General features: G+C 74.5%; 21 protein-coding genes. 5 read left to right on the top strand and 16 right to left on the bottom strand.

The window, feature by feature from the left end; genetic code table 11:
• Positions 1 to 5 precede the first annotated feature (5 nt).
• The 5 genes from AB0469_RS05090 to AB0469_RS05070 all read right to left on the bottom strand — a co-directional run bounded on the left by AB0469_RS05090 (position 6) and on the right by AB0469_RS05070 (position 7161).
• Entirely contained in the window at positions 6 to 1811 is a 1806-nt protein-coding gene (locus AB0469_RS05090) for a VWA domain-containing protein (RefSeq protein WP_366449926.1), read from the bottom strand.
• A 439-nt stretch (positions 1812 to 2250) separates the two neighbouring features.
• Positions 2251 to 3510, bottom strand: a complete 1260-nt coding sequence (locus tag AB0469_RS05085; protein ID WP_366449925.1) for a HAMP domain-containing sensor histidine kinase — start codon at positions 3508 to 3510, stop codon at positions 2251 to 2253.
• Positions 3498 to 4226 carry a hypothetical protein gene (locus AB0469_RS05080; protein WP_366449924.1) on the bottom strand — a complete coding sequence of 243 codons (729 nt, stop codon included), beginning with the start codon at positions 4224 to 4226 and terminating at the stop codon, positions 3498 to 3500. The genes AB0469_RS05085 and AB0469_RS05080 overlap by 13 nt, the downstream gene beginning before the upstream one ends.
• A 38-nt stretch (positions 4227 to 4264) precedes the next feature.
• Positions 4265 to 6262, bottom strand: coding sequence for an FUSC family protein (locus tag AB0469_RS05075; protein ID WP_366449923.1), 1998 nt, complete (start codon positions 6260 to 6262; stop codon positions 4265 to 4267).
• Between the two features lie 71 nt (positions 6263 to 6333).
• The gene (locus AB0469_RS05070) at positions 6334 to 7161 is read right to left on the bottom strand and encodes a hypothetical protein (protein ID WP_366449922.1); all 828 of its coding nucleotides are present in this window, start codon (positions 7159 to 7161) and stop codon (positions 6334 to 6336) included.
• A 149-nt stretch (positions 7162 to 7310) separates the two neighbouring features.
• On the opposite strand from AB0469_RS05070, the gene AB0469_RS05065 reads away from it, so the two are divergent.
• Positions 7311 to 7718: a hypothetical protein gene (locus tag AB0469_RS05065; protein ID WP_366449921.1), complete on the top strand. Its 408-nt coding sequence runs from the start codon at positions 7311 to 7313 to the stop codon at positions 7716 to 7718.
• Positions 7719 to 7805: 87 nt separating this feature from the next.
• Here AB0469_RS05065 and AB0469_RS05060 read toward each other — a convergent pair whose 3' ends face one another.
• From AB0469_RS05060 to AB0469_RS05030, 7 genes are all read right to left on the bottom strand, one after another.
• Positions 7806 to 7982, bottom strand: coding sequence for a hypothetical protein (locus AB0469_RS05060; RefSeq protein ID WP_366449920.1), 177 nt, complete (start codon positions 7980 to 7982; stop codon positions 7806 to 7808).
• Between the two features lie 57 nt (positions 7983 to 8039).
• On the bottom strand, positions 8040 to 8396 hold the full coding sequence (locus AB0469_RS05055) for a hypothetical protein (protein ID WP_366449919.1): 357 nt from the start codon (positions 8394 to 8396) through the stop codon (positions 8040 to 8042).
• Positions 8397 to 8509: 113 nt separating this feature from the next.
• Positions 8510 to 9097, bottom strand: coding sequence for a class F sortase (locus AB0469_RS05050; RefSeq protein WP_366449918.1), 588 nt, complete (start codon positions 9095 to 9097; stop codon positions 8510 to 8512).
• 219 nt (positions 9098 to 9316) lie between these two features.
• The gene (locus AB0469_RS05045; RefSeq protein WP_366449949.1) at positions 9317 to 10324 is read right to left on the bottom strand and encodes a helix-turn-helix domain-containing protein; all 1008 of its coding nucleotides are present in this window, start codon (positions 10322 to 10324) and stop codon (positions 9317 to 9319) included.
• Between the two features lie 171 nt (positions 10325 to 10495).
• On the bottom strand, positions 10496 to 10741 hold the full coding sequence (locus tag AB0469_RS05040) for a hypothetical protein (RefSeq protein WP_366449917.1): 246 nt from the start codon (positions 10739 to 10741) through the stop codon (positions 10496 to 10498).
• A gap of 52 nt (positions 10742 to 10793) precedes the next feature.
• A complete protein-coding gene (locus AB0469_RS05035; protein WP_366449916.1) occupies positions 10794 to 11546 on the bottom strand; it encodes a CbtA family protein in 753 nt (250 codons plus the stop codon).
• Between the two features lie 41 nt (positions 11547 to 11587).
• Positions 11588 to 11803 (bottom strand): CbtB-domain containing protein, encoded by a 216-nt coding sequence (locus tag AB0469_RS05030; RefSeq protein WP_045945631.1) that lies wholly within the window; start codon positions 11801 to 11803, stop codon positions 11588 to 11590.
• A 241-nt stretch (positions 11804 to 12044) separates the two neighbouring features.
• Here AB0469_RS05030 and AB0469_RS05025 point away from each other — a divergent pair, with 241 nt between their 5' ends.
• On the top strand, positions 12045 to 12506 hold the full coding sequence (locus AB0469_RS05025) for a histidine phosphatase family protein (RefSeq protein ID WP_366449915.1): 462 nt from the start codon (positions 12045 to 12047) through the stop codon (positions 12504 to 12506).
• Between the two features lie 54 nt (positions 12507 to 12560).
• Here AB0469_RS05025 and pucL read toward each other — a convergent pair whose 3' ends face one another.
• Entirely contained in the window at positions 12561 to 13478 is a 918-nt protein-coding gene (pucL, locus tag AB0469_RS05020) for a factor-independent urate hydroxylase (protein WP_366449914.1), read from the bottom strand.
• A gap of 295 nt (positions 13479 to 13773) precedes the next feature.
• Positions 13774 to 15129 (bottom strand): aspartate aminotransferase family protein, encoded by a 1356-nt coding sequence (locus AB0469_RS05015; protein ID WP_366449913.1) that lies wholly within the window; start codon positions 15127 to 15129, stop codon positions 13774 to 13776.
• Between the two features lie 429 nt (positions 15130 to 15558).
• On the opposite strand from AB0469_RS05015, the gene AB0469_RS05010 reads away from it, so the two are divergent.
• Positions 15559 to 15975, top strand: coding sequence for an ATP-binding protein (locus AB0469_RS05010; RefSeq protein ID WP_366449912.1), 417 nt, complete (start codon positions 15559 to 15561; stop codon positions 15973 to 15975).
• Between the two features lie 115 nt (positions 15976 to 16090).
• Here the strand turns inward: AB0469_RS05010 and AB0469_RS05005 are convergent, their stop codons facing one another.
• Positions 16091 to 17071, bottom strand: a complete 981-nt coding sequence (locus tag AB0469_RS05005) for a LuxR C-terminal-related transcriptional regulator (RefSeq protein WP_366449911.1) — start codon at positions 17069 to 17071, stop codon at positions 16091 to 16093.
• Positions 17072 to 17339: 268 nt separating this feature from the next.
• Between AB0469_RS05005 and AB0469_RS05000 the strand changes: the two genes are divergently transcribed.
• Positions 17340 to 17558: a hypothetical protein gene (locus AB0469_RS05000; protein ID WP_366449910.1), complete on the top strand. Its 219-nt coding sequence runs from the start codon at positions 17340 to 17342 to the stop codon at positions 17556 to 17558.
• Between the two features lie 319 nt (positions 17559 to 17877).
• Positions 17878 to 18504 (top strand): response regulator transcription factor, encoded by a 627-nt coding sequence (locus tag AB0469_RS04995; protein WP_366449909.1) that lies wholly within the window; start codon positions 17878 to 17880, stop codon positions 18502 to 18504.
• An 88-nt stretch (positions 18505 to 18592) separates the two neighbouring features.
• On the opposite strand, the gene AB0469_RS04990 is transcribed toward AB0469_RS04995, so the two are convergent.
• Positions 18593 to 19195, bottom strand: a complete 603-nt coding sequence (locus tag AB0469_RS04990; RefSeq protein WP_366449908.1) for a hypothetical protein — start codon at positions 19193 to 19195, stop codon at positions 18593 to 18595.
• Positions 19196 to 19247: the final 52 nt, after the last annotated feature.

The following is a 19247-nucleotide window of genomic DNA, read 5'->3' as shown; positions in this document are numbered from 1 at the left end:
TGCCGTCAGAACCGGTCGAGGACGCCCTTGAGGAGGGCGGCCGAGGTCAGCTCCGCGGGGGCCGGGCCGGCGTGGAAGAAGCCGGCGTTCTCGGCGTCCAGCTTGCGCAGGAAGTCGAAGGCCTTGGCGTCGTGGTCGCCGAACGCGACGAACTGCCAGTGGACGCCGGGGGCGGTGGCGGCGGCGTCCGCGATCGCCTGGCGGGCGGGGCGGACGTTGTCGGGCGCGCCGTCCGTCTGGAAGACGACCAGGGCCGGGCCCTCGCCGCCGTCCTTGCGGTACCGCTCGACGACGGCCTCGACGGCCACGTGGTAGCTGGTGCGGCCCATCCGGCCGAGCTCGGCGTGGCGGGCCTCGACCCAGGCCGCGTCGTGGCCGTCGAGGGTCAGGTCGGCGGTGCCGTCGAGTTCGGTGGAGAAGAACACCGTGTGCACGGTGGCCTCCTCGTCCAGGTGCGCGGCGAGCGCGAGGGCGTGGTCGGCGAGGTACTGGGCGCTGCCGTCCTTGTAGAACCCGCGCATGGAGCCGGAGCGGTCGAGGACGAGGTACACCTTGGCGCGCGCCCCGGTCCTGCCCTTGCCGCGCAGCACCTGCCCGGCGGCCTTGTACGCCGCACCGACGGCCCCGGCCTTGCGCCGCACCGCCGCCGCGGGGACCGCAGGTCCGGCCCCGGCCGCTGCCTCCGGCTCGCCGGCCTCGGCTTCGGCGGCGACCGGCTCGGGGGCGGTGGTCTCCTCGGGCCGGGTCTCGGGCTCGGTGGCCGGTTCCGGGGTTTCCCGGGCCGCGACGGCCTCGGGCTCGGTGGCTTCGGCCGGGGCGGGCTGGGCTTCGGCGGCGGTCGGCTCGGGGGTCTCGGCCTGTGCCGGCTGGGCCTCGGGCTCGGCCGCGGGTTCGGGCGCGCCCTCCGGCTGGGCGGCGTCCGGTTCGGCCGGGTCGGGCTCGGCTTCGGCGGCCACCGGCTCGGGGGCGGTGGTCTCCTCGGGCCGGGTGGCCGGTTCCGGGGTTTCCTGGGCCTGCGGTGCGGGGGCTTCCGTCTCGGCGGGCGCGTCCGGGGTCCCGCTGTCCGCGACGGCCTCGGGCTCGGTGGCTTCGGCCGGGGCGGGCTGGGCTTCGGCGGCGGTCGGCTCGGGGGTCTCGGCCTGTGCCGGCTGGGCCTCGGGCTCGGCCGCGGGTTCGGGCGCGCCCTCCGGCTGGGCGGCGGCTTCGGCCGGGGCGGGCTCCGCTTCGGCGGCGACCGGCTCGGGGGCGGTGGTCTCCTCGGGCCGGGCCTCGGGTTCGGTGGCCGGTTCGGCCTGGGGCTGCGGCTCTGCGGCGGCCTCGGCCGGCTGGTCCTGCGGCTCGGTGGCCCCGGCCCCGGAGGGCTCGGCTTCGGCAACCGGCTCGGGGGTGGTCGCTTCGGCCTCGATGGCGGTCGGCTCGGCTTCGGACTCCGGCTGGGCGGCGTCCGTGTCGGCCGGGGGCTCGGGGGCCTGCTGGGCCTGCGGCTCGGTGGCCTCCGTTTCGGCGGCGGCCGGGGCGGGCTCGGCTTCGGCGGCGGGCGGTTCGGGGGTTGCCGGGGCCGAGGGGATGGCGGGTGGCGGGGTGGGGCCGGGGGACGGGCGGCGGGCTTCCGGGACCGTGGGGTCCGTGGTGGTGGCGGGGGCGGTGAGCAGGGTGCCCGCCTCGCGGTCGCGCGGCGCGGACTGCGGCGGGACCGTCGGGTTGTCGAAGGACGCCGCCACCAGTTCGGCCGCCGCGTCCAGGGGCGTGCGCTCGGCCTGGCTCGGGAGGGCCGCCGCTGGGGCGTCCGACGTTTCGGGGACCGGCTCCACAGTCCTTCCGAACACCTTGCGCAACAAGCTCCGAATACCCATGGGCCAGGCCTTTCGCATGAGTGCGTGCGTCATTTGTCCGTGCTGCGCGGTTGATCCCTGCCCAGAGTGGACACGTAAGGTTATCGGCCCCTTGGCTGGAACGACGGCAGGGGCGCCCTTCGTGGTGCCCGTCCTACCACCCAACCCGGCCGCCCGCACGAACTGGCCCTCCGGCGTGCCGGGTTCATCCACCGTTCATCCCCGCGCCGCCGCATCGGCGCAGCCCGCAGCCGCCGCATCCACGGCGGACCGCCCGTGCGGGCCCCCGGGATGACCCGTCGGCAACGCACGGGCGTCCGTTTCCGGCCGGTTCGGGGGGGGATCGTGGCCGATCTCGCCGAGAGGGGCGTCCAGTTGCCGGTGCGGATGTTCCACGTGAAACATCCGGCCCGGTCCCTCAACTGCCCTCCGGCAGCCGCCCCACCGGGAGCCGGAGCGTGGTCAGGGCCCCGCCGTCGGGGGCGTTCGCGAAGGTGAGGGCGATGTCCAGGACGGCCGCCTGGCCCGCCGCGATCGTCAGGCCCAGGCCGTGGCCGCGCCCGCGGCCGGGGTCTCCCGTGCGGAAGCGCCGGGGGCCCTGCTCGATCAGTTCGGCGGGATAGCCCCCGCCGTGGTCGCGGATCACCACCACCGGCCCCTCCACCGTCACCTCGACCGGTGGCCGGCCGTGCTTGTGGGCGTTGACCAGCAGGTTGACCAGGATCCGGTCCAGCCGCCGCCGGTCGGTGAGCACCACCGCGTCCCGGACCACCCGGACCTCGGCGGCGAGCCGGGACCCGGCGACGGCCCGCCGTACGGCCCGCCCCAGTTCCACCCGGGCCAGGTCGGCCCGTTCCACCCCGGAGTCCAGCCGGGAGATCTCCAGCAGGTCTTCCGTGAGCAGGTGCAGGGCGCGCAGCCGGTCCTCGATCATCTCCTTGGGCCGGCCCTCCGGGAGCAGCCCGGCGGCGGCCAGCGAGCCCGTCAGCGGGGTGCGCAGCTCGTGCGCGACGTCGGCCGTGAACCGCTTCTCCGCCTCCAGCCGTCCCTGGAGCGAGGCGGCCATCGTGTCCAGGGCCTGGGCGACGTCCCGTACCTCGTCGCGGGAGCGGTCGGGGCCGCCGGCTTCCCCGCCGGCGGGGAAGCCGACCCGGGCGTCCAGGTCCCCGGCGCTGATCCGGCGGGCTACGGCGGCCGTGGTGGTGAGGCGGCCGCTGATGCGGTGGGCGAGGAACAGGCCGGCCAGGGCCACCACCCCGGCCGCGAGCGCCGAGGAGACGAGGATCGCGGTGTCCAGGTCCCGCAGCCGGGCGCGGGTGCTCTCGTACGGGATCCAGACCGCGAGGGCCTGCCGGTCGGCGGGTCCGGCCGCCCACATCACGGGCTCGCCCTGGTAGGTCCCGGCCATGCTGCCGGTCCGGCCGCGGGCGACGAGGTCGCGCAGCGGGCCGGGGAGGCCGGCCGGGTCGAGGGCGGAGCGGACGTCGCCGTGGGCGGTGCCGTACTCGTAGTGGCCGAGGGCGTGCTCCAGTTCGCGGTCGGCCTCCTTGCGGACCTCTCCGACGATCTGCCGGGCGACCACGTTGTGCACGGCGATCCCCAGGGCGGCGGCCACCGTGCAGCAGACCAGGGTGGTGGTCAGGGCGATCTTCCAGCGGAGGCTGCTCAGCGCGCGCATCGTTGGCGGTCACCGTTCGACGGGGAATCGCTGAGGGCGGGGCAGTCGTCGAGGGTGAGCTGCGACAGGCTCATGCTCTTGGTGTTCGGGTCCCAGACGTAGTCGGAGACGGAGGTGAAGGCCGGGTTCGAGGTCGGTTCGCGGACCGCGAGGTGCTCGGAGGCGACCTCGACGCCCTCCAGGACCCCGCGCCGGGACAGGATGCGGGCGATCCTGCCGTCGTCCTGGACGGTGTAGACCCGCAGTTCGCTGAGGCGGCCGTCCAGGTCGAGGGCGGTGATCAGCTCCTCCCTGCCGTTGCCGGTGAGGTCGTGCAGGACGCCGGGCCGCACCGGGCAGTAGGGGCCGCCGTCCACAGCCCGTGTGCAGAGTCCGATCCGCTGGACGGCCCGGGGGTCCACGAGGCGGCCGGTGCCGCCGTCCTCGGCGGTGGCGGCGGCGACGTCGGCCCGTACGACGGCCAGGGGGTCCACCCCGCGCATGCTCAGGCCCGGCACCCTGGGCAGGCCCGGGACCACGGCGGCGGCCCCGGGCTGCTGCCCGGGGCCGGGCGGGTCGGGGCGGTAGCCCTTCCACAGGGTCAGGGGGGCGTGGACCGTGCCGCGGTCGCCCTGGTTCTCCAGGCCCTCGACGTCGGCGCACCCGGCGGTCGCGGCCGCCGTCACGGCCAGGACGGCGGCCAGGACCGGGGCGGCCGGGGGGCGGCGGGGGCGCATGCTCCGATGCTGCCGTGCGGTGGGAGCCGGGGCCGCGCTCAGTGCTCCGGTTGGGCGATGGCGCGGGCCGCCACCACCTCCTGGTGCAGCGGGGTCAGCACGCTCTGCTCCTCCGGGTCGGGGGGCACGTCGACCCGGCGGAGGGTGCGGCTGCTGCGGATGCCCTCGGCCAGTTCCCGGATCTGGCCGGCGATGCGGGACACCTCGGAGGGGGGCGGGGCGGCGGCACCGTGGTTGACACGGACGCGGGCCGCCGTGGTGGCGTCCACGACCCGCTCCACGGCCACGACCAGCGGCCACCACGCGGCGGCGCGGCTGCCGGTCGGCGGGGGTTCGGTCAGGGCCCGCTGGAACTCGCTGCGGACGCCCGAGAGGTCGCGGTAGATCCGGCGCCGGGCCTGCAGGCGGGACTGGCGGGCCGCCCGCAGCGCGGCCTCGTCCGCGACCGGGGCGAAGGCGCACTCCACGTAGCGGGCGGCGTCGTCGACGGCGGCGGCGAGCCGGTCCCCGACCCGGGTGTGCCAGCTCTCGGGCCACAGCAGGTAGCCGAAGACCAGGGTGATGGCGCAGCCGATCAGGCTGTCCAGCAGCCGGGGCCGGATGAGGTCGAAGCCCTGGTGGTTGAGGAGGTCCGACAGGAGGAGGATCACCGGGGTGATGGCCGCGGTCTGGAAGACGTACCCCTTCGCGGAGAACGCCGGGATCAGCGCGGCCAGCAGCGCCATCACCGGGACGTCCCACCAGCCGCGCGGCACCTCCGCCAGCACGGCGGCCGCCAGGACCAGTCCGGCGGCCGTTCCCAGGGCGCGCAGCACCGCGCGGGAGAACACGGAGCCGAAGTCCGGCTTGAGGACGAAGGTGACCGTCAGCGCCACCCAGTACGAGCGCTCCACCTCGATCAGGGAGACCAGTGACTGGGCCAGGCCGATGCACAGGGCCAGGCGGAGCCCGTAGCGCCAGGAGGCCTCGGACAGCATCAGGTCGCGCACCGCGCGCCCGGCCCGGACGCGCAGGGCGGCGGGCCGTCCGAGCCGGTCGTCGGCGTGGCTGAGGTCCGGCTCCTCCAGGTGCACGATCTCCGCCGCGTACCGCAGGGCGGCGTCCACGGCCCGCTCGGACCGGCCGTGCGGGGCCGGGAGGTCGAGGACCGGGGTGCCGGTGCGGCCCTCCTCGACGGCGGTGGCCAGGTCCCGTACCGCCGCCGGGACCTCGGGCGGCAGCGGGCGGCCGCGCAGGTGGGCGGCGGGAGCGGACTCGACCAGCGGGATCAGCACGTTCAGCTGGGCGATCACCCGCACCAGCGAGGGGCTGCGCCCGTGCACCCGGGCGCGGCGGGCCAGGACGAGGTCGTAGGCCTGGTTGAGGGCCTGGGTGACCTGCTGGCGGCGCTCGTCGTACGCGGCCGCCGGTCCGCCCGCCGCCTCCAGGGCGTCGGCGACGGCCCGGTAGGCGGCCGCGACGGCGGCCCGCTCGGGCTGCCGGCCGCGCAGGGGCCAGCCCAGCAGGGTGAGCAGCAGCACGAACAGGCCGCCCGCGCTGAGCAGCAGCGGGGCCGTCCACCAGGGCTCGGGCAGCGGCAGGCCGGCCCCGACGACCGCGTTGAGCAGGAACACCAGCCCCGCCGCCGAGGCGACCGAGCCGATCGAGGAGATCATCCCGGACACCAGGGCGATCAGCGTGAGGACGGCGACCGCGACCCAGCCGTGGCCGTAGACGAGGGTGCCCAGGGCCACTCCGACCGCGCCCAGGAGCTGCGGGAGCGCGATGTTCAGGATCCGCATCCGGTAGGCGTCGGCGGTGTCGCCGATCACCCCCGACAGCGCGCCCATGGAGGCGAGCGCACCGTACTCGGGCTCGTCCAGGGCGAAGCCGACGGCGAGCGGGACGGACATCGCGATCCCGGCGCGGGCGACCGCGGCCCAGGGGACGGGCGTACGGCTCGGTCGCAGTCCCGCGACGAGCCAGGCGGGGGGAGCCAGCGGGTGGGCCCGGGGTGGCCGGGGCGGTATGTGCTCGGTGCGTCGTTCGGTGGTCATTCCGCTTCCGTGTCACCGCTCGCGAATCGGTTCTTCTGGGTCGTTCTGCGGAGGATGGGTATGTTCCGAGCTTATGGGGTGCGGCGCAGCCGGCCCATCAGCCATGCGGTGAGCGCGGTGGCCAGACCGAGGAAGAGGACCACCCAGGCGGTGGTGCGCAGGAACGCGGTCAGCGCGTCGTAGACCGCCCCGGCGGCCGCCCGGTCGATGTCGGCCGGGAGGTCGTCGAGGGTCAGCCGGCGGCACACGGCGACCGCGATCCCCAGTAGGACGGCCCCGGTCGCGATCCCGAGGCCGGTGGCCAGCAGGGCGCGGCGGCGGCGCACGGCGACGGCCACGGCCGCCGCGGCGAGCAGCAGGGTCAGCACGGGCAGCCAGACACCGGCGACCTGGAGCATGCGGAACCCCTCCCGGAGCGCGCCGAGGTTGTCGTACTCCATGACCTCGACGGACAGGTGCGTCTCGGGGATGCGGTCGGCGAACGGCACTCCGTCGGCCACCAGCTCTCCCCTGACCTGCGCGATCACCGGCGCGAGGTCGATGGTGACCGCGTCCCCGTGGCCGGTGGTGAGGGCGTCGAGGAAGGCGGTGTGGGCGGCCCGGTTGGCCGCGTCCCAGGCCGTCCGGTAGGCGGGGGTCCCGGCGAAGGAGTGCAGGGCCTCGCCGATCAGGGCGTCGACCCCGCCCTGGAAGGGTCCCGCGTCGATCTGTCCGGAGAGGGCGCGGGTGACCTGGGTGACGACCACGCCCTGGACGGCGCGGTTGGAGGCGAGCGGGGACATGGCGGCGGTGTAGCTGTCGGCGTCACCCAGTCGGCGGTCCGCCCAGTACGCGACCGCGCTCGCGGGCACGAGGAGGGCCACGAGCACGATGAGGGCCGCCGACAGGTAGGTGCGCACGTCACCAGGGAAGGCGGGCGCGGTCCGGGGCGCCACCCCGGTTGCTGCGTACGGGGAGCGGCCGCGCCCGGGGCCCGCCCGGACGGGTGATCCACTTGCCGCCCTGCGGCGGCGGGTGTGCCCTGGAGTCCGGAAGAGAGGAGCCCGCCATGGCACACGCGGCCCCCCGCACCATCCAGTGGCACCGTCCGATGACGTCGGCGGAGCACGACCTCCACAGGGGCGCCCTGATCCGCGCCCTGCTGCTCGGCCTCGCCTACGGGCTCTGGACCGCCATGATGAAGCGCGACACCGGTCCGGTCACCGTCGGCAACGTCTTCTACGGGATCCTGTGCGGCGTGCTCTTCGCCGCCGTCATGTACGGCCTCGCGCGGTTCGGCCCGCTGCTCATGCGGGAGCTGCACGCCGCGGCGTACGGGGTGTTCGCCGGGATCGCCGTCGGCTACATGCACAGCCTCACCAACCAGTCCATCCTCCGCTCCACGGTCGTCGGCCTGTTCACCGGCATCGGTGTCGGGATCGCGGCCTTCTACCGGTACTACACGCGGGAGGACTGAAGCCCCGCGCACCGGCCGCGGCGCCGGTTCCCGTCCCCCACGACGGGGGACGGGAACCGGCGCCGCGCCAGGGCAGGGCCGGGCCGGCTACGCGGCCGGCTCGGGGGTGCGCTGCTCGCCACCGGGCCCGGTCTCGGGGGTCTCGGGGGCGGTCTCCGCGGTGGGGGCCTGCGGGGCGGGGCGGTCCTTGCGGGACGCCGGGGAGAAGCGGACGGCCTCCGCGCGGATCATGGCGTTCAGGGCGGCGTACGGGTCGACGGGCATGACGGAACCTCACGGTGGTCCAGGGGTGTGCGGGGGGTGTTCTGCAGCTCGGCCCCCTCAGCAGCGCAGGACCACGCTCCGGACCGCCCTCGGTGACACGGCCGCCCCGGCCGGCCCGACCGGGGCCACACGGGTGGACCCGTCCGCATGTTTCACGTGGAACGTCCCCGGCGGCAGCTCGCGCGGGGCCGGCGCCACGCGCACGACCGTCCGCACGTCCGCCCGGGCGTCGGGATCCGCGGCCGGATCCGCCTGCCCCTCGGCGGGGTCCGCCGGGGCGGAGGAGACGCTGCGGGGATCGGCGCCCGCGGTGGCGGCCGCCGCCGGACCGGCGCCGAACAGGCACAGCAGCGCCACGCAGGCCACCGTCAGGGCCCGCGCCAGTACCGACCGCGCGTACCGCGCACCGCTCATGGGGGCTTCCATGCCCAGCCGCTCCGTGCGACTCGCCCGACACCGCCGAGAAGCCCCCGACCGGGGGACGAAGACACCCCCCTCGGCTGACGGGGCGGACCGGCGCACCGCGCTCAGCCGGTGCGCAGCGGCCCGGTCAGCCGCGCGAGGACGGACGTCTCGCCACTGACCAGCCGCAGGCGTGCCCGGCCGCCCCGGCCGGGCGCGATGACCCCGTACGGGGAGACCCGCTCGACGGTGAACACCGCCGTACGGTGGTCCGCGCGCGGGATCTCGATGGTGCGGCCCCGCCGCAGCTCGCCGAGCGGGAGCCCGTTGCCGGTGACCACGGCGGTCCCGGCCGACCCCGGGGCCGGCCCGGCGGTGTCCCAGCCGGCGGTGTCCCGGCCGTCCTGCGCGCCTTCGGCCAGCGGGAGGTCCACCCCGAGGCTGGGGATCCGCAGCCGCAGCGGCCGCGAGGCGCGCAGCGGTCCGGCGGCTCCGGTCCGGCTCCTGCGGGCCGGGGTGTGGGAGTGGGCGCCGGAGTGCTCCAGCTCGCGCACGAGGCGGCGGTGGCCGGACAGCCCCAGGGCCCGTGAGGGCAGCGCGTCCGCGACGCCCGAGGCCCCCGGCTCCGCACCCTCTCCGCCGCGCAGCAGTCCGATGCCGGTGCAGAGCAGGGCGACCGTCAGCGCGGCGGCCGCCCACGGGGCGCGGGACATGGCATTCCTCCTGGGCCGGCTCGGGCGGCCGGTCCCTGGGAGCGTGGACCACTCCCGGGGGCCGGGCACATCGGCGGAAGCCGTGGGGTGACGGTGTGTCACGGCCCGGCCGGGGTGCGCGGGGGGAGTCTTCGCAGCTGACGACGGGTGCGCCGGGTGCGCTTCGGAAAGCGGGGAGCGGTGCCGCCGAACGGGTGAGGGGGTGGGGAACCGGGCCCGTCAGCCGAGCGGTTCGGCCGGCCAGTTCAGGAGGCGGGCTCCGAGGGCCGCCGTCTGGAGGGTGTAGCGGTGGGCCGGGTCGCCGGGGTCGTGGCCCGTCAGGCTGTGGATGCGCTCCAGGCGGTAGGTCAGCGCCCGCACGCTCAGGCCCAGCCGCCGGGCCGCCTCCGCCGCCACGCACCCCGAGTCGAAGTAGGCGGTCAGCGTGTCCAGCAGCGGGACGGCCCCGCCGCGTCCGGCACGCAGCGGCCCCAGGGCGCTCAGCACCAGGTCGGCCATGGCGGACCGGTCCCGGGTCAGCACGGGGAAGACCAGCAGGTCGGCGGCGCGCAGCAGCGGCCCCTCGAAGCCGAGCCGGTCCGCGAGGTCCAGGGCGTGCAGGGCCTCCTCGTACGAGGAGGCCACCCCGCCCACGCCGGGGTGCGGACGTCCGACGGCGGTCAGTCCGCCGGCTGCCGTGCGCGCCAGCTGCGCGAAGTGGGCCAGGACCTCGTCCCCGTCGCCCGAGGCCACGCAGACCAGCCGGCCCTCCTTGGTGGCCAGCAGCGCCGCCCCGTCCCCGAACCGTCCGGTGAGCGCCCGCTCCAGCCGTCTGACCTCCGGGCCGCCGTCCGTGTGGGGCGATGCCGTGCGGGCCACGGCCACCGCGTGCGATCCGGCCGGGCGGAGTCCGAAGCGGCCGGCCCGCTCGCCGAGGCCTTCCGGGTCGCCGCGGCCGAGGAGGAGGTCGTCGATGAACTCGCGGCGTGCCGCCTCCTCCTGGCGCACCGCCAGCCGCTGGGCCCGCTCGTATCCTTCGGCAAAGGCGTCCACGGCCTGTTCCGCGGCCGCCATCAGGGGGTCGGGGGCGACGCGGCCGCCGAGCGCGGCGCGGGTGGCGGCGAGGTGGGCGCCGACCAGGCCGCGCAGCCCGTAGCCGGCTTCGGCGGCCCTCTCCCCGAGGTCGCGGCGGGCGTCGAGCTCCGCGCGCACCGGGCGCCGGCCGGTGGCCGAGACCTCCGCGAGCATGTGCACGTACCCGGTCAGGTACTCCTCGGGTATGTCCCGCCCTGCCGCCGTCACACCAGCTCCCGTTCCGTTAGAAAAGCCCCATTCTTCCTCGCCGCACGGGCCGTTCGGCGGTGGGGGCGCTGGTGCGGGCAGGCGTGGGTGCGACACGGGAGCGGGGCGGCGGGCGGGTCAGAACACCACGAAAACCACCGCCGCCGCCCCCATGAGGGCGGCGGCGAGGTGCATCGCGGGGTGGCCGTAGTCGCCGTACCAGAGCTGGCGGGCCAGTCCGCCGAGGGCGGCCAGGGCGGTGATGACGCCCATCTGGGCGAAGAGGGGGACCGCGGTGAAGGGGGCCAGGCTCAGCAGCACCGAGTTCAGCCAGAACGGTGCGGCGCCGGTCCAGCCCCGCCATTCCCGGATCGCGGACTGCATGTCCCGGCTCCCACCCTCGTCACCCGGCACGTCCGCAACCGGAGTGCCGTCCTCAACTCGTCGGCTGTACAGCCTCCTTGGGTGCGGCGGCCGGGGCAATAGCACGTTCGGCTAGAAAACCGAAGACCAGGCCGAAAGTAGTCCACACCGCCGCCTGGATGGCCAGCGAAGCGAGCCGGAACTGCCAGATCAGTGCTGCCGGGAAGTCCTCCGGGACCTCGTTGACCGCCGGCAGCAGCGCGTACGCGACGGCGAGGGCCGCCACGAAGGCCAGGGAGGCGACGACCGAGGCGTTCCAGTTGCCCAGGCGCGGCGCGAGCCGCCGGCCCAGGATCAGGGCGGCCGAGGCCAGCAGCACGCTCAGGGCGATCATCAGCAGGTAGAGGGTGGTCCGCCGGACGACCGTGTCGGGGTCGCCGACGGCGGGGGGATTGGCCGGGTACTTGAGGAACGGGACCAGCCCGACGCTGAGGAACAGCCCGCCGCTGACCAGGGCCGCCGTGGCACGGGGGCCGAAGCGGCCGATGCGGCCGAGGGCGAAGCAGAAGACGAGCGCGGCGATGCCGCCGAGCGCGATCCCGTAGAGCAGGGTGCCGGTGCCGAGGCCGGCCGTCGCCTGGAGGGCCCGGCTGACCGGGGCGGCTTCGGCGTGGTCGTGCGCGGCCTCGCCGGCCTCCTCGATGGCGATCGCCGCGTCCACCTTGGACTCGCCGAGCAGGTACGCGACGAGGAAGGCGGCGACGCCGGCGAGCAGGCCGGCCAGCATGCCCCGGACCAGGAGGGCCCGGGGGGAGACGGTGTTCACGTGGGAGCTCCTTGCGTGATCAGCGGGGGATCAGCAGGAGGTCAGTGGCAGGGGAAGCCGAGCAGGTGGCGGCCGTCGTGCATCCACTCGTGGACGGTGTCGCCCTGGAAGAGGGCGGCGGCACCCTGCTCGACGCCGACGAGGTACAGCAGGAAGAGCGTCACGACGGCGGCGAAGGCGGCCCAGGGGGCCAGCGCGGAGAGCGAGATGGGGGCTACGGCGACAGGGGCCGAAGCGGGCACGGCGGAGTGGGCCATGGCAGAACCTCCAGGGGAACACGCGTCCCGGTCAGTGGTGCTCTCGTCGAAGGCGGACGGGTCTGACTTCCCTCCCCCGTCGCCGCGGGAGGATTCACAGTGGCGCGACCGTGCCGGATTCTCACCGGTACTTCCGTCATACCTTCTTCATGTCGTCCGTGACGGTAGCGCGCTCCTGGCTTGAACACCACGGCGTGTGGCCGCCGTCTCACGCCCCGGGCGTGCGCTTTACGCTCTTTTTATGTCCCTGACTCCGCCGGTGCGCCTGTACCTGACCACGCCCCCGCTCGACGACGCCGCCCGCCGGGGCAGGTTCGGGTCCGCGCGGCCCTGTCCGGGCCACGAGGGCCTGGCCGGCCCGGACATGGGCGCGTGGGCGGGCCGGACCCTGGACGAGGTGGCGGCCGAGGACCCGGAGGCGGTCCACCGCTGGCTCACGGACCCGGAGTTCGCCCCGCCCGGCGGCGGGGAGTCGGTGGCCGCGCTGATCACCCGTACGGGGGACCACCTGGCCGGGCTGGAGCCCGGCCGGCACCACGCGGTGGTCGCGCAGGCGGTCGTGCGCGCGGCGGTGGTGTCGGCCCTGGAGCTGCCGGCGGCGGCCTTCTGGCGGCTCGACGTGCGCCCGGAGACCGTGACCGCCCTCAGCGGGCGGGCGGGCCGCTGGAACCTGCTGGTGGGAGCGCCCCGGGACGGGGAATGACGGACGGCCCGGACCCCGCGACGCGGTCCGGGCCGAACGGGGGCGGGAGGGCCGTTACGCCACGATCCAGTCGGAGGTGGCGATCACCGGCTGGACGCCGTCACGGTGGACGGTGCCCTCGATCAGGCCGTACATCCGGTCCGCCGCGAAGTAGACCTCGTTGTCGTTCTTGAGGCCGAAGGGCTCCAGGTCGACGAGGAAGTGGTGCTTGTTGGGCAGGTTGAGGCGCACCTCGTTGACCTTCGGGCAGTTGTCGAGGACCCGCTCGGCCATCTGGTTCAGGGTCTGCTGGAGCGAGTAGGAGTACGTCTCCGCGAAGGCCTCCAGCATGTGCTTGCGGACCTTCTTGTACGACCGGTCCCAGTCGTACCCCGCGTCGTCGGCGGCCAGCGCCGAGTGCGCCCAGCGGGAGGTGACCTTGGTGGCCAGGATGCGGTCGTACGCCTCCTGGAGGGTCGTGTACCCGTCCTTGATGAAGCCGTGGAACTCGGAGTTGGTCGAGTTCATCACGGTCAGGTCCTTCAGGCCCGAGACGACCTGGAGGCCGGTGGTCTCGCTGTAGGTCACCTGAGCGGTGCGCACCTCCTGGCCCTTGCGGACGAAGGAGTGCTGCTCCTTGCGGGTCGGGACGGGGATCCGCTCCCAGGCGAACTCCTCGATCCGGATCTGCGCCTCGCGGATCGGGGCCTGGGAGGAGACGAAGTGCTTGGCGAGCAGGATCCCGAAGGCCTCGGGCGAGCTGATGCCGTGCTCCTTGCCGAAGGCGTACACCGTGTTCTTGGTGGTGTCGGTCGGCAGGCAGTTGGCGTTGTCGCCGGTGAGGTGGACGTCGCGGAACTCGCCGCGCAGGGCGACCGAGACGTTCAGGTCGCGGATCTCGGCCCAGGAGCCGTCGCTGCCCTTGCGGGTCACCACGACGATGCGGTTCTCGGCCTTGCCGTACTGGTTCTGGCCCAGGACGTGCTTGCTCATGCTGTCTTCCTTCGGGTACTCGGGAACACGGAGTCCGTTGGTCTGGATCCCGTACGCCCGGCGTCCAGCGCCCGTCCCCCGAGGGGGACGTCCCGCTCCCCGCCGTTCGGCCCCGCAGGACCGCCCCGGGACTGACGTGCATCCCGGTCCGTAGGTGCTGAGTCGTACTGAAGTACTGGAGTACTGACGGGATTGCACCATGTGTACGGCGGGTTGACCACGGGACGGAACCTCCGAACAGCGGTACCGGCGCATTGGCCGACCCCACAAGCGGGCGCCCGCGGGAGCGGGCGGCTCAGGCCATGTGTGCGTCCGTGACGGCGAGGGCCCCGTCCAGGACCGCCAGGCCTTCGGCCACCTCCTCGGCCGAGACGGTGCAGGGCGGGGCGACGTGGATCCGGTTCCCGGCGAGCAGCGGCCACAGGCCGCCCTTCTTCAGGGCCGCGCCGAAGGCCGCCATGGGGGCGTTCTCCGGGCCGGAGGCGTTGTACGGGACGAGCGGCTCGCGCGTGCGGGCGTCCCGTACGAGCTCCAGGGCCCAGAAGGTGCCCAGGCCCCGGACCTCGCCGACGGAGGGGTGCCGCTCCGCGAGGGCGCGCAGGCCGGGGCCCAGCAGCTCGGCGCCGGTGCGGGCGGACTGCTCGACGATCCCCTCCTCCTCCATCACGTTGATCGTGGCGACGGCGGCGGCGCAGGCCAGGACGTGCCCGGAGTAGGTCAGCCCGCCCGGGTAGGGGCGGCGGGCGAAGGTATCCGCGATGGCAGCCGAGATGGCGACGCCGCCGAGCGGCACGTATCCGCTGGTCACGCCCTTGGCGAAGCAGAGGAGGTCGGGGGTGACCCCCCAGTGCTCGGCGGCGAACCAGCGGCCGGTGCGGCCGAAGCCGACCATGACCTCGTCGAGGATGAAGACGATGCCGTGGCGGTCGCAGATCTCGCGGACGCCGGCCAGGTAGCCGGCCGGGGGGACGAGCACGCCGGGGGCGCCGCCGACGGTCTCCAGGATGATCGCGGCGATGGACTGCGGGCCCTCGAAGACGACCGTGTCCTCCAGGTGGCGCAGCGCCCGCTCGCACTCCTCGGCCTCGGTGCCGGCGTAGAAGGGAGAGCGGTAGGGGAAGGGGCCCCAGAAGTGCACGACGCCGGCGGTCGCGCTGTCGTTGCCGAAGCGGCGGGCGTCGCCCGTGAGGTTGATCGCGGTGGTGGTGGCGCCGTGGTACGAGCGGTAGGCGGACATCACCTTGGGCCGGCCGGTGTGCAGCCGGGCCATGCGGACGGCGTTCTCCACGGCCTCGGCGCCGGCATTGGTGAAGAAGACCTTGTCGAGGTCGCCGGGGGTGCGCTCGGCGATCAGGCGGGCCGCCTCGGAGCGGACGTCCACGGCGAATCCGGGCGCGACGGTACAGAGCCTGCCCGCCTGCTCCGCGATGGCGGCGGCCACCTTGGGGTGCTGGTAGCCGATGTTGGTGTAGACGAGCGCGCTGGAGAAGTCGAGGTAGCGGTTGCCCTCGTAGTCCCAGAAGTACGAGCCCTCGGCCCCCGCGACGGCGAGCGGGTCGATGAGCTCCTGGGCCGACCAGGAATGGAAGACGTGCTTCCGGTCGGCGTCCTTCACGGTGCGGAGGGCTTCGGCGTCGGCATCTGCGTTCATATACCGAGGGTAGTTGTCCAGGATGTGGACAGGGGGTCGCCTCGGGCGCGGCGTGGGCGGGGGCGCCGGCCGGGAGGGGCGCCGGAGGACTTGACGGATCGGCGCGGCGGTCCTCGACCGTGCGGGAACGGCCGGACTAGCCTCGCCCGGACCGGCCGCTCCACGGGGGAGAACGGCCGAAAACCCCTGGCGGGGGCCTTGTGCCGGCCTTCGGGACCCCGCTCGGAAGGTACCGGGAGGCCCCCGCCGGGCCCCTTCGCACCGGCGCCCGGTGCGCTTCGGCGGGGCTCCGGCGGGGCTCTGGCGGGGCTGTGGGGCCGCTGTGGCACGGCTGTGGTGGCCTGGTGGCCGAAACCGTGGGATTTGTCCATCCTGGTCGGGGGTAGGTGCGGCGCCGAGGGAGCGGTGGGCCGAGACGGGAGTGCGCCGGTGGCGGAACAGACGCGGAGGCTCGTCCTGGGCGGCGCCACGGCCGGGGTCGTCACGCGGTGCCGCGACTTCACCCGGCAGGCACTCGCCGACTGGCGCTGGGCGCCCGGCACCGAGGCCGAGGAGGACGCCCTCCTGCTGGTCTCGGAGCTGGTCACCAACGCCTGCCTGCACGCGGGGGGCCCGCGGGAGCTGGTCCTGCGCTACGGGCCCGGCGGGCGGCTGCGGGTCGAGCTGACGGACGACAGTCCCGAGCCGCCGCGACCCCGCCCGCAGCAGGACCGGGCGCGCCCCGGGGGGCACGGCCTGGTCCTCCTGGACCACCTGGCGCAGTCCTGGGGGTCGTCCCCGCTGTCCGGCGCCCACCCGGGCAAGACGGTCTGGCTGGAACTCCCCACCCCGGTCCCGGAGCCCTAGGGAGTGTCCGCGCAGGAGCGCCGGCCGCCCGGAGGGCGTCGCGGGGCGGGCGGGACTCTGCGGACAGCCCCCGGCCCAGGCCGGTCCCCAGGGGGGAGGGGCGGCGGTCTGCGGGTCAGATCCACTCGCGCTGGGCCGCACGCAGGCCCGCCTCGAAGCGGCTGCCCGCGCCGAGGCGTTTCATCAGCTCCGCCATCATCCGGCGGACCGTCCGCAGGGACAGGCCCAGCTGGCGGCCGGCGGCCTCGTCGGTGAGCCCGCTGCCCAGCAGCCGCAGCAGCTCCTTCTCCTGGCGGGTCAGGCCCCGGTCGTCGCGGTCCTGGCGGGTGCCCAGCGGTACCGCGGTCTCCCAGATCTGGTCGAACAGCCCGGCCAGGCCGACGACCACGCCCGGCTCGGTCAACTGGACGGCGCCCTTGCGGGTGTTCTCCGGGTCGGCCGGGACGATGACCGTCCTGCGGTCGAAGATGAGCATGCGCAGCGGCAGCGAGGGCACCGTGCGCACCTCGCCGCCCAGGTCGGTCAGCCACTCCGCGTACTCGGTGGTGACCGCGTCGTTGCGGACGCTGTCCAGGTAGACCGTGCGCATCCGGACACCACGGGCGAGGGTGTCGCGGTCGAGGGGCTTGCTGGCCTCGAGGCTCGCTCGAGACTGCGCGCCGCCGGGGTTGAAGGTCAGCGACTCGGAGGTAGCCTCGGTGGCGAGCTCGCGGATCCGGTTCTGCACCGACTCGACGCCGAGGAACTGCTGGGCGACGCGCTGGGTCTGGCCGGTGTAGAGCTCGCTGTAGGTGCTGACCAGCTGGGCCATGTCGGCCTCGCAGCGCGCCACCGCCTCCTGCCTGCTCTCCAGTTCCCGCTTGCGCTGGTTGAGCAGCTCCCGCAGCCCCAACGCGGGGTCGGTCGGCTGGAGTTCGTCTCCGACCGCCGATCGGTGCAGAAGGCGCAGATCGGTCAGTTTCTCCAGTGACTCGCGCACGTCGGCGGGTGTGAGGTGGAGTCGGCGCGCGATCTCCGTGACGCCCCATGCGTGGTTCGCCAGCATGAGTCCGTACACATCCGCTGTTTGTGCGTCCAGTCCCAGTAGTTCCAGCATTGTCAGTTCCTCTTCGGTCCCCCGCCGCTCACTCTGACTTGAGCCGCGCCGATGTGGTCAACATATGAGACGTCGCAGGTGGATGGCTACTTCCCTGCCGGGTCCGTTGCGAGGTTGGCACCGAGCTGCCACGGGGTTCTTCCTGCCAGCGGATCCGCTTCCACTCGAGGTCCGCCGTAAAGCAAGCTGGATGCAGAAGGAAGGAGCCGCCCGGCGCCGAACGCCCGGTTGGCTCCCGCTTTACGAACGCTTTTCCAGGGGGAAATCCATGCTGCAGTTCCGTCGTGTCGCCGGTGCCGCTTCCGTCGCCGCTCTCGCCGCCGGCCTGTTCCTGTTCGGTACGGCCCACGCCACCGGCCAGGGCGGGGAAAGCCGGGTGGCCGTCGAGGCCGGGAACCAGAACTGGGACATCGTCGCCCCGGGTACGGACGCGCCGCTGGAGGCCCCGGCCCTCGCCATCACCTCGTACAACCAGAACTGGGACTAGTCGACTCGCATGCTTATGACCGCGGTTTCCCTGCGCGCACCTGCCGCCGGGGCGGCCGGCCCACCGGATCCGCTCCTCCTCGCCTCGTTGTTGAGGTCCGTGGCCACACCCTCGGACGGCCTGGAACACGTGGCGGTCCGCCCCTGCGACGGGCGCGTCGAGCTCGTCCTCTTCCAGACCGTTTCCGACGTGCTGGAACCACCGGCGTCAGGCGACAGTATTTGCCGCCGGGCACTGGAGATAACCCAACAGCTCAGTGGCTGGACCGTGGAAACCGAACGGTAGGACACGGCCCCACGGTTCATTCAGGGGATTCACCATGGCTATCAGCGTCATTGTCGGCGGCAGCCGGGTTCTCTTTCTCGAGGCGCTCGTCGAGGTACTCCGATCGGCCGGCGGCATAGAGGTCATCGCCGCGGAAACCGATCCTCAGCACGTTCTTTCACTTGTCCACCGCCATTCGCCCGATGTCGTTCTGCTGGAGGACACCCCGGTGGGCGATGACGTCCTGCGTCTCGCATCGGCGGTGCGGGCCAGGGTGCCCGCCTGCGGAATCGTCCTCATGATGGCCGGAAATCGACCCGCTGCGGTGGGCCGGGCGATGGCCGCCGGGGTGCACGGCATCGTTCCGACCGACACGGGGCTGCCGCGGCTCATCGCCACCCTCAAGGGCGTGGCGGCGGGTTGCGTGACGATGGCCCCGTCCCTGGCCACCAGTGCCATGGGGCTGGGCGCGCAGGGGGCCGGGCCGGCGACGAAGCTCAGCACCCGGGAGTCCCAGGTGCTGCGGCTCACGGCCGGCGGCGCCACCGTCAAGGAGATCGCGGCGGAGCTCTACCTGGCGGCCGGAACCGTACGCAACGTCACCTCGGCCTCCATCAAGAAGCTCGGCGGCCGCAACCGCTTCGACGCGGCCCGCATCGCCGTGGAGCAGGGCTGGATCTGAGGCGTCCGCAGGCTCCGGAGCACGGCGGGGGTGCGCCCGGGGATCCCCGCCGCACGGCCGCTTCCGGCGTCCGCCCTCCCGGGCAGGGTCAGGCCTTGCGGCCGGCCCTCAGTCCGGTGAAGGCGGTACCGCCCCACAGCACGGCCGCGCAGCCGAGGCCGGGTACGTAGCGCCAGGCGTCCTTGTCCGCTCCCAGGACCAGGACGGCGACGGCGGCGGCGGCGACGGTGGCCAGCATCGCAGCGCCCACCCAGCGCAGCATCGGGGCGCGCAGGCTCTTGGCCATCGGGAAGAAGTGCGCGCCGACCACCAGGGCCGACCAGCTCAGCATCATCTCGGGACGGTCCAGACCGGTGCGTATGTAGTTGTTGCCGGCGCCGAGGACGGCGACCTCGATCAGCAGGACGGTGAGGAACTTCGGGCCGCCGCCGCCCGGGGCGGGCGGCGTGCCCTTCTCGCCGGCGGGGGTGCGCCGGGCCAGGAGGAAGAGGCGGACGACCGCCGCGGCGCTCGCGGCGAACAGCAGCCCGCCGGCCGCGAGGACGAACGGGCGGGCGGCCCCGTGGACGACGGCCTGTCCCAGGGCGAACCACATCACGCCGAAGCCGGTGCCGATGAGCGATGCCCGGCCACCGTTGCGGAGCTGGTCCCGTCGGGTCCGGAAGACGGGACGGGCGGCGGTCTTTTCCACGGGTGTTGCCTCCTGAGTGCGTGGGTCTTACATCTTCTCGCAGCGGGTGAAC

This window comes from Streptomyces sp. NPDC093801 (assembly GCF_040701585.1).
In the GTDB taxonomy this organism is placed as follows: Bacteria; Actinomycetota; Actinomycetes; order Streptomycetales; family Streptomycetaceae; genus Streptomyces.
Note: the sequence above shows the minus strand (reverse complement) of the source record. Positions and strands in the feature narration are given on the sequence as shown.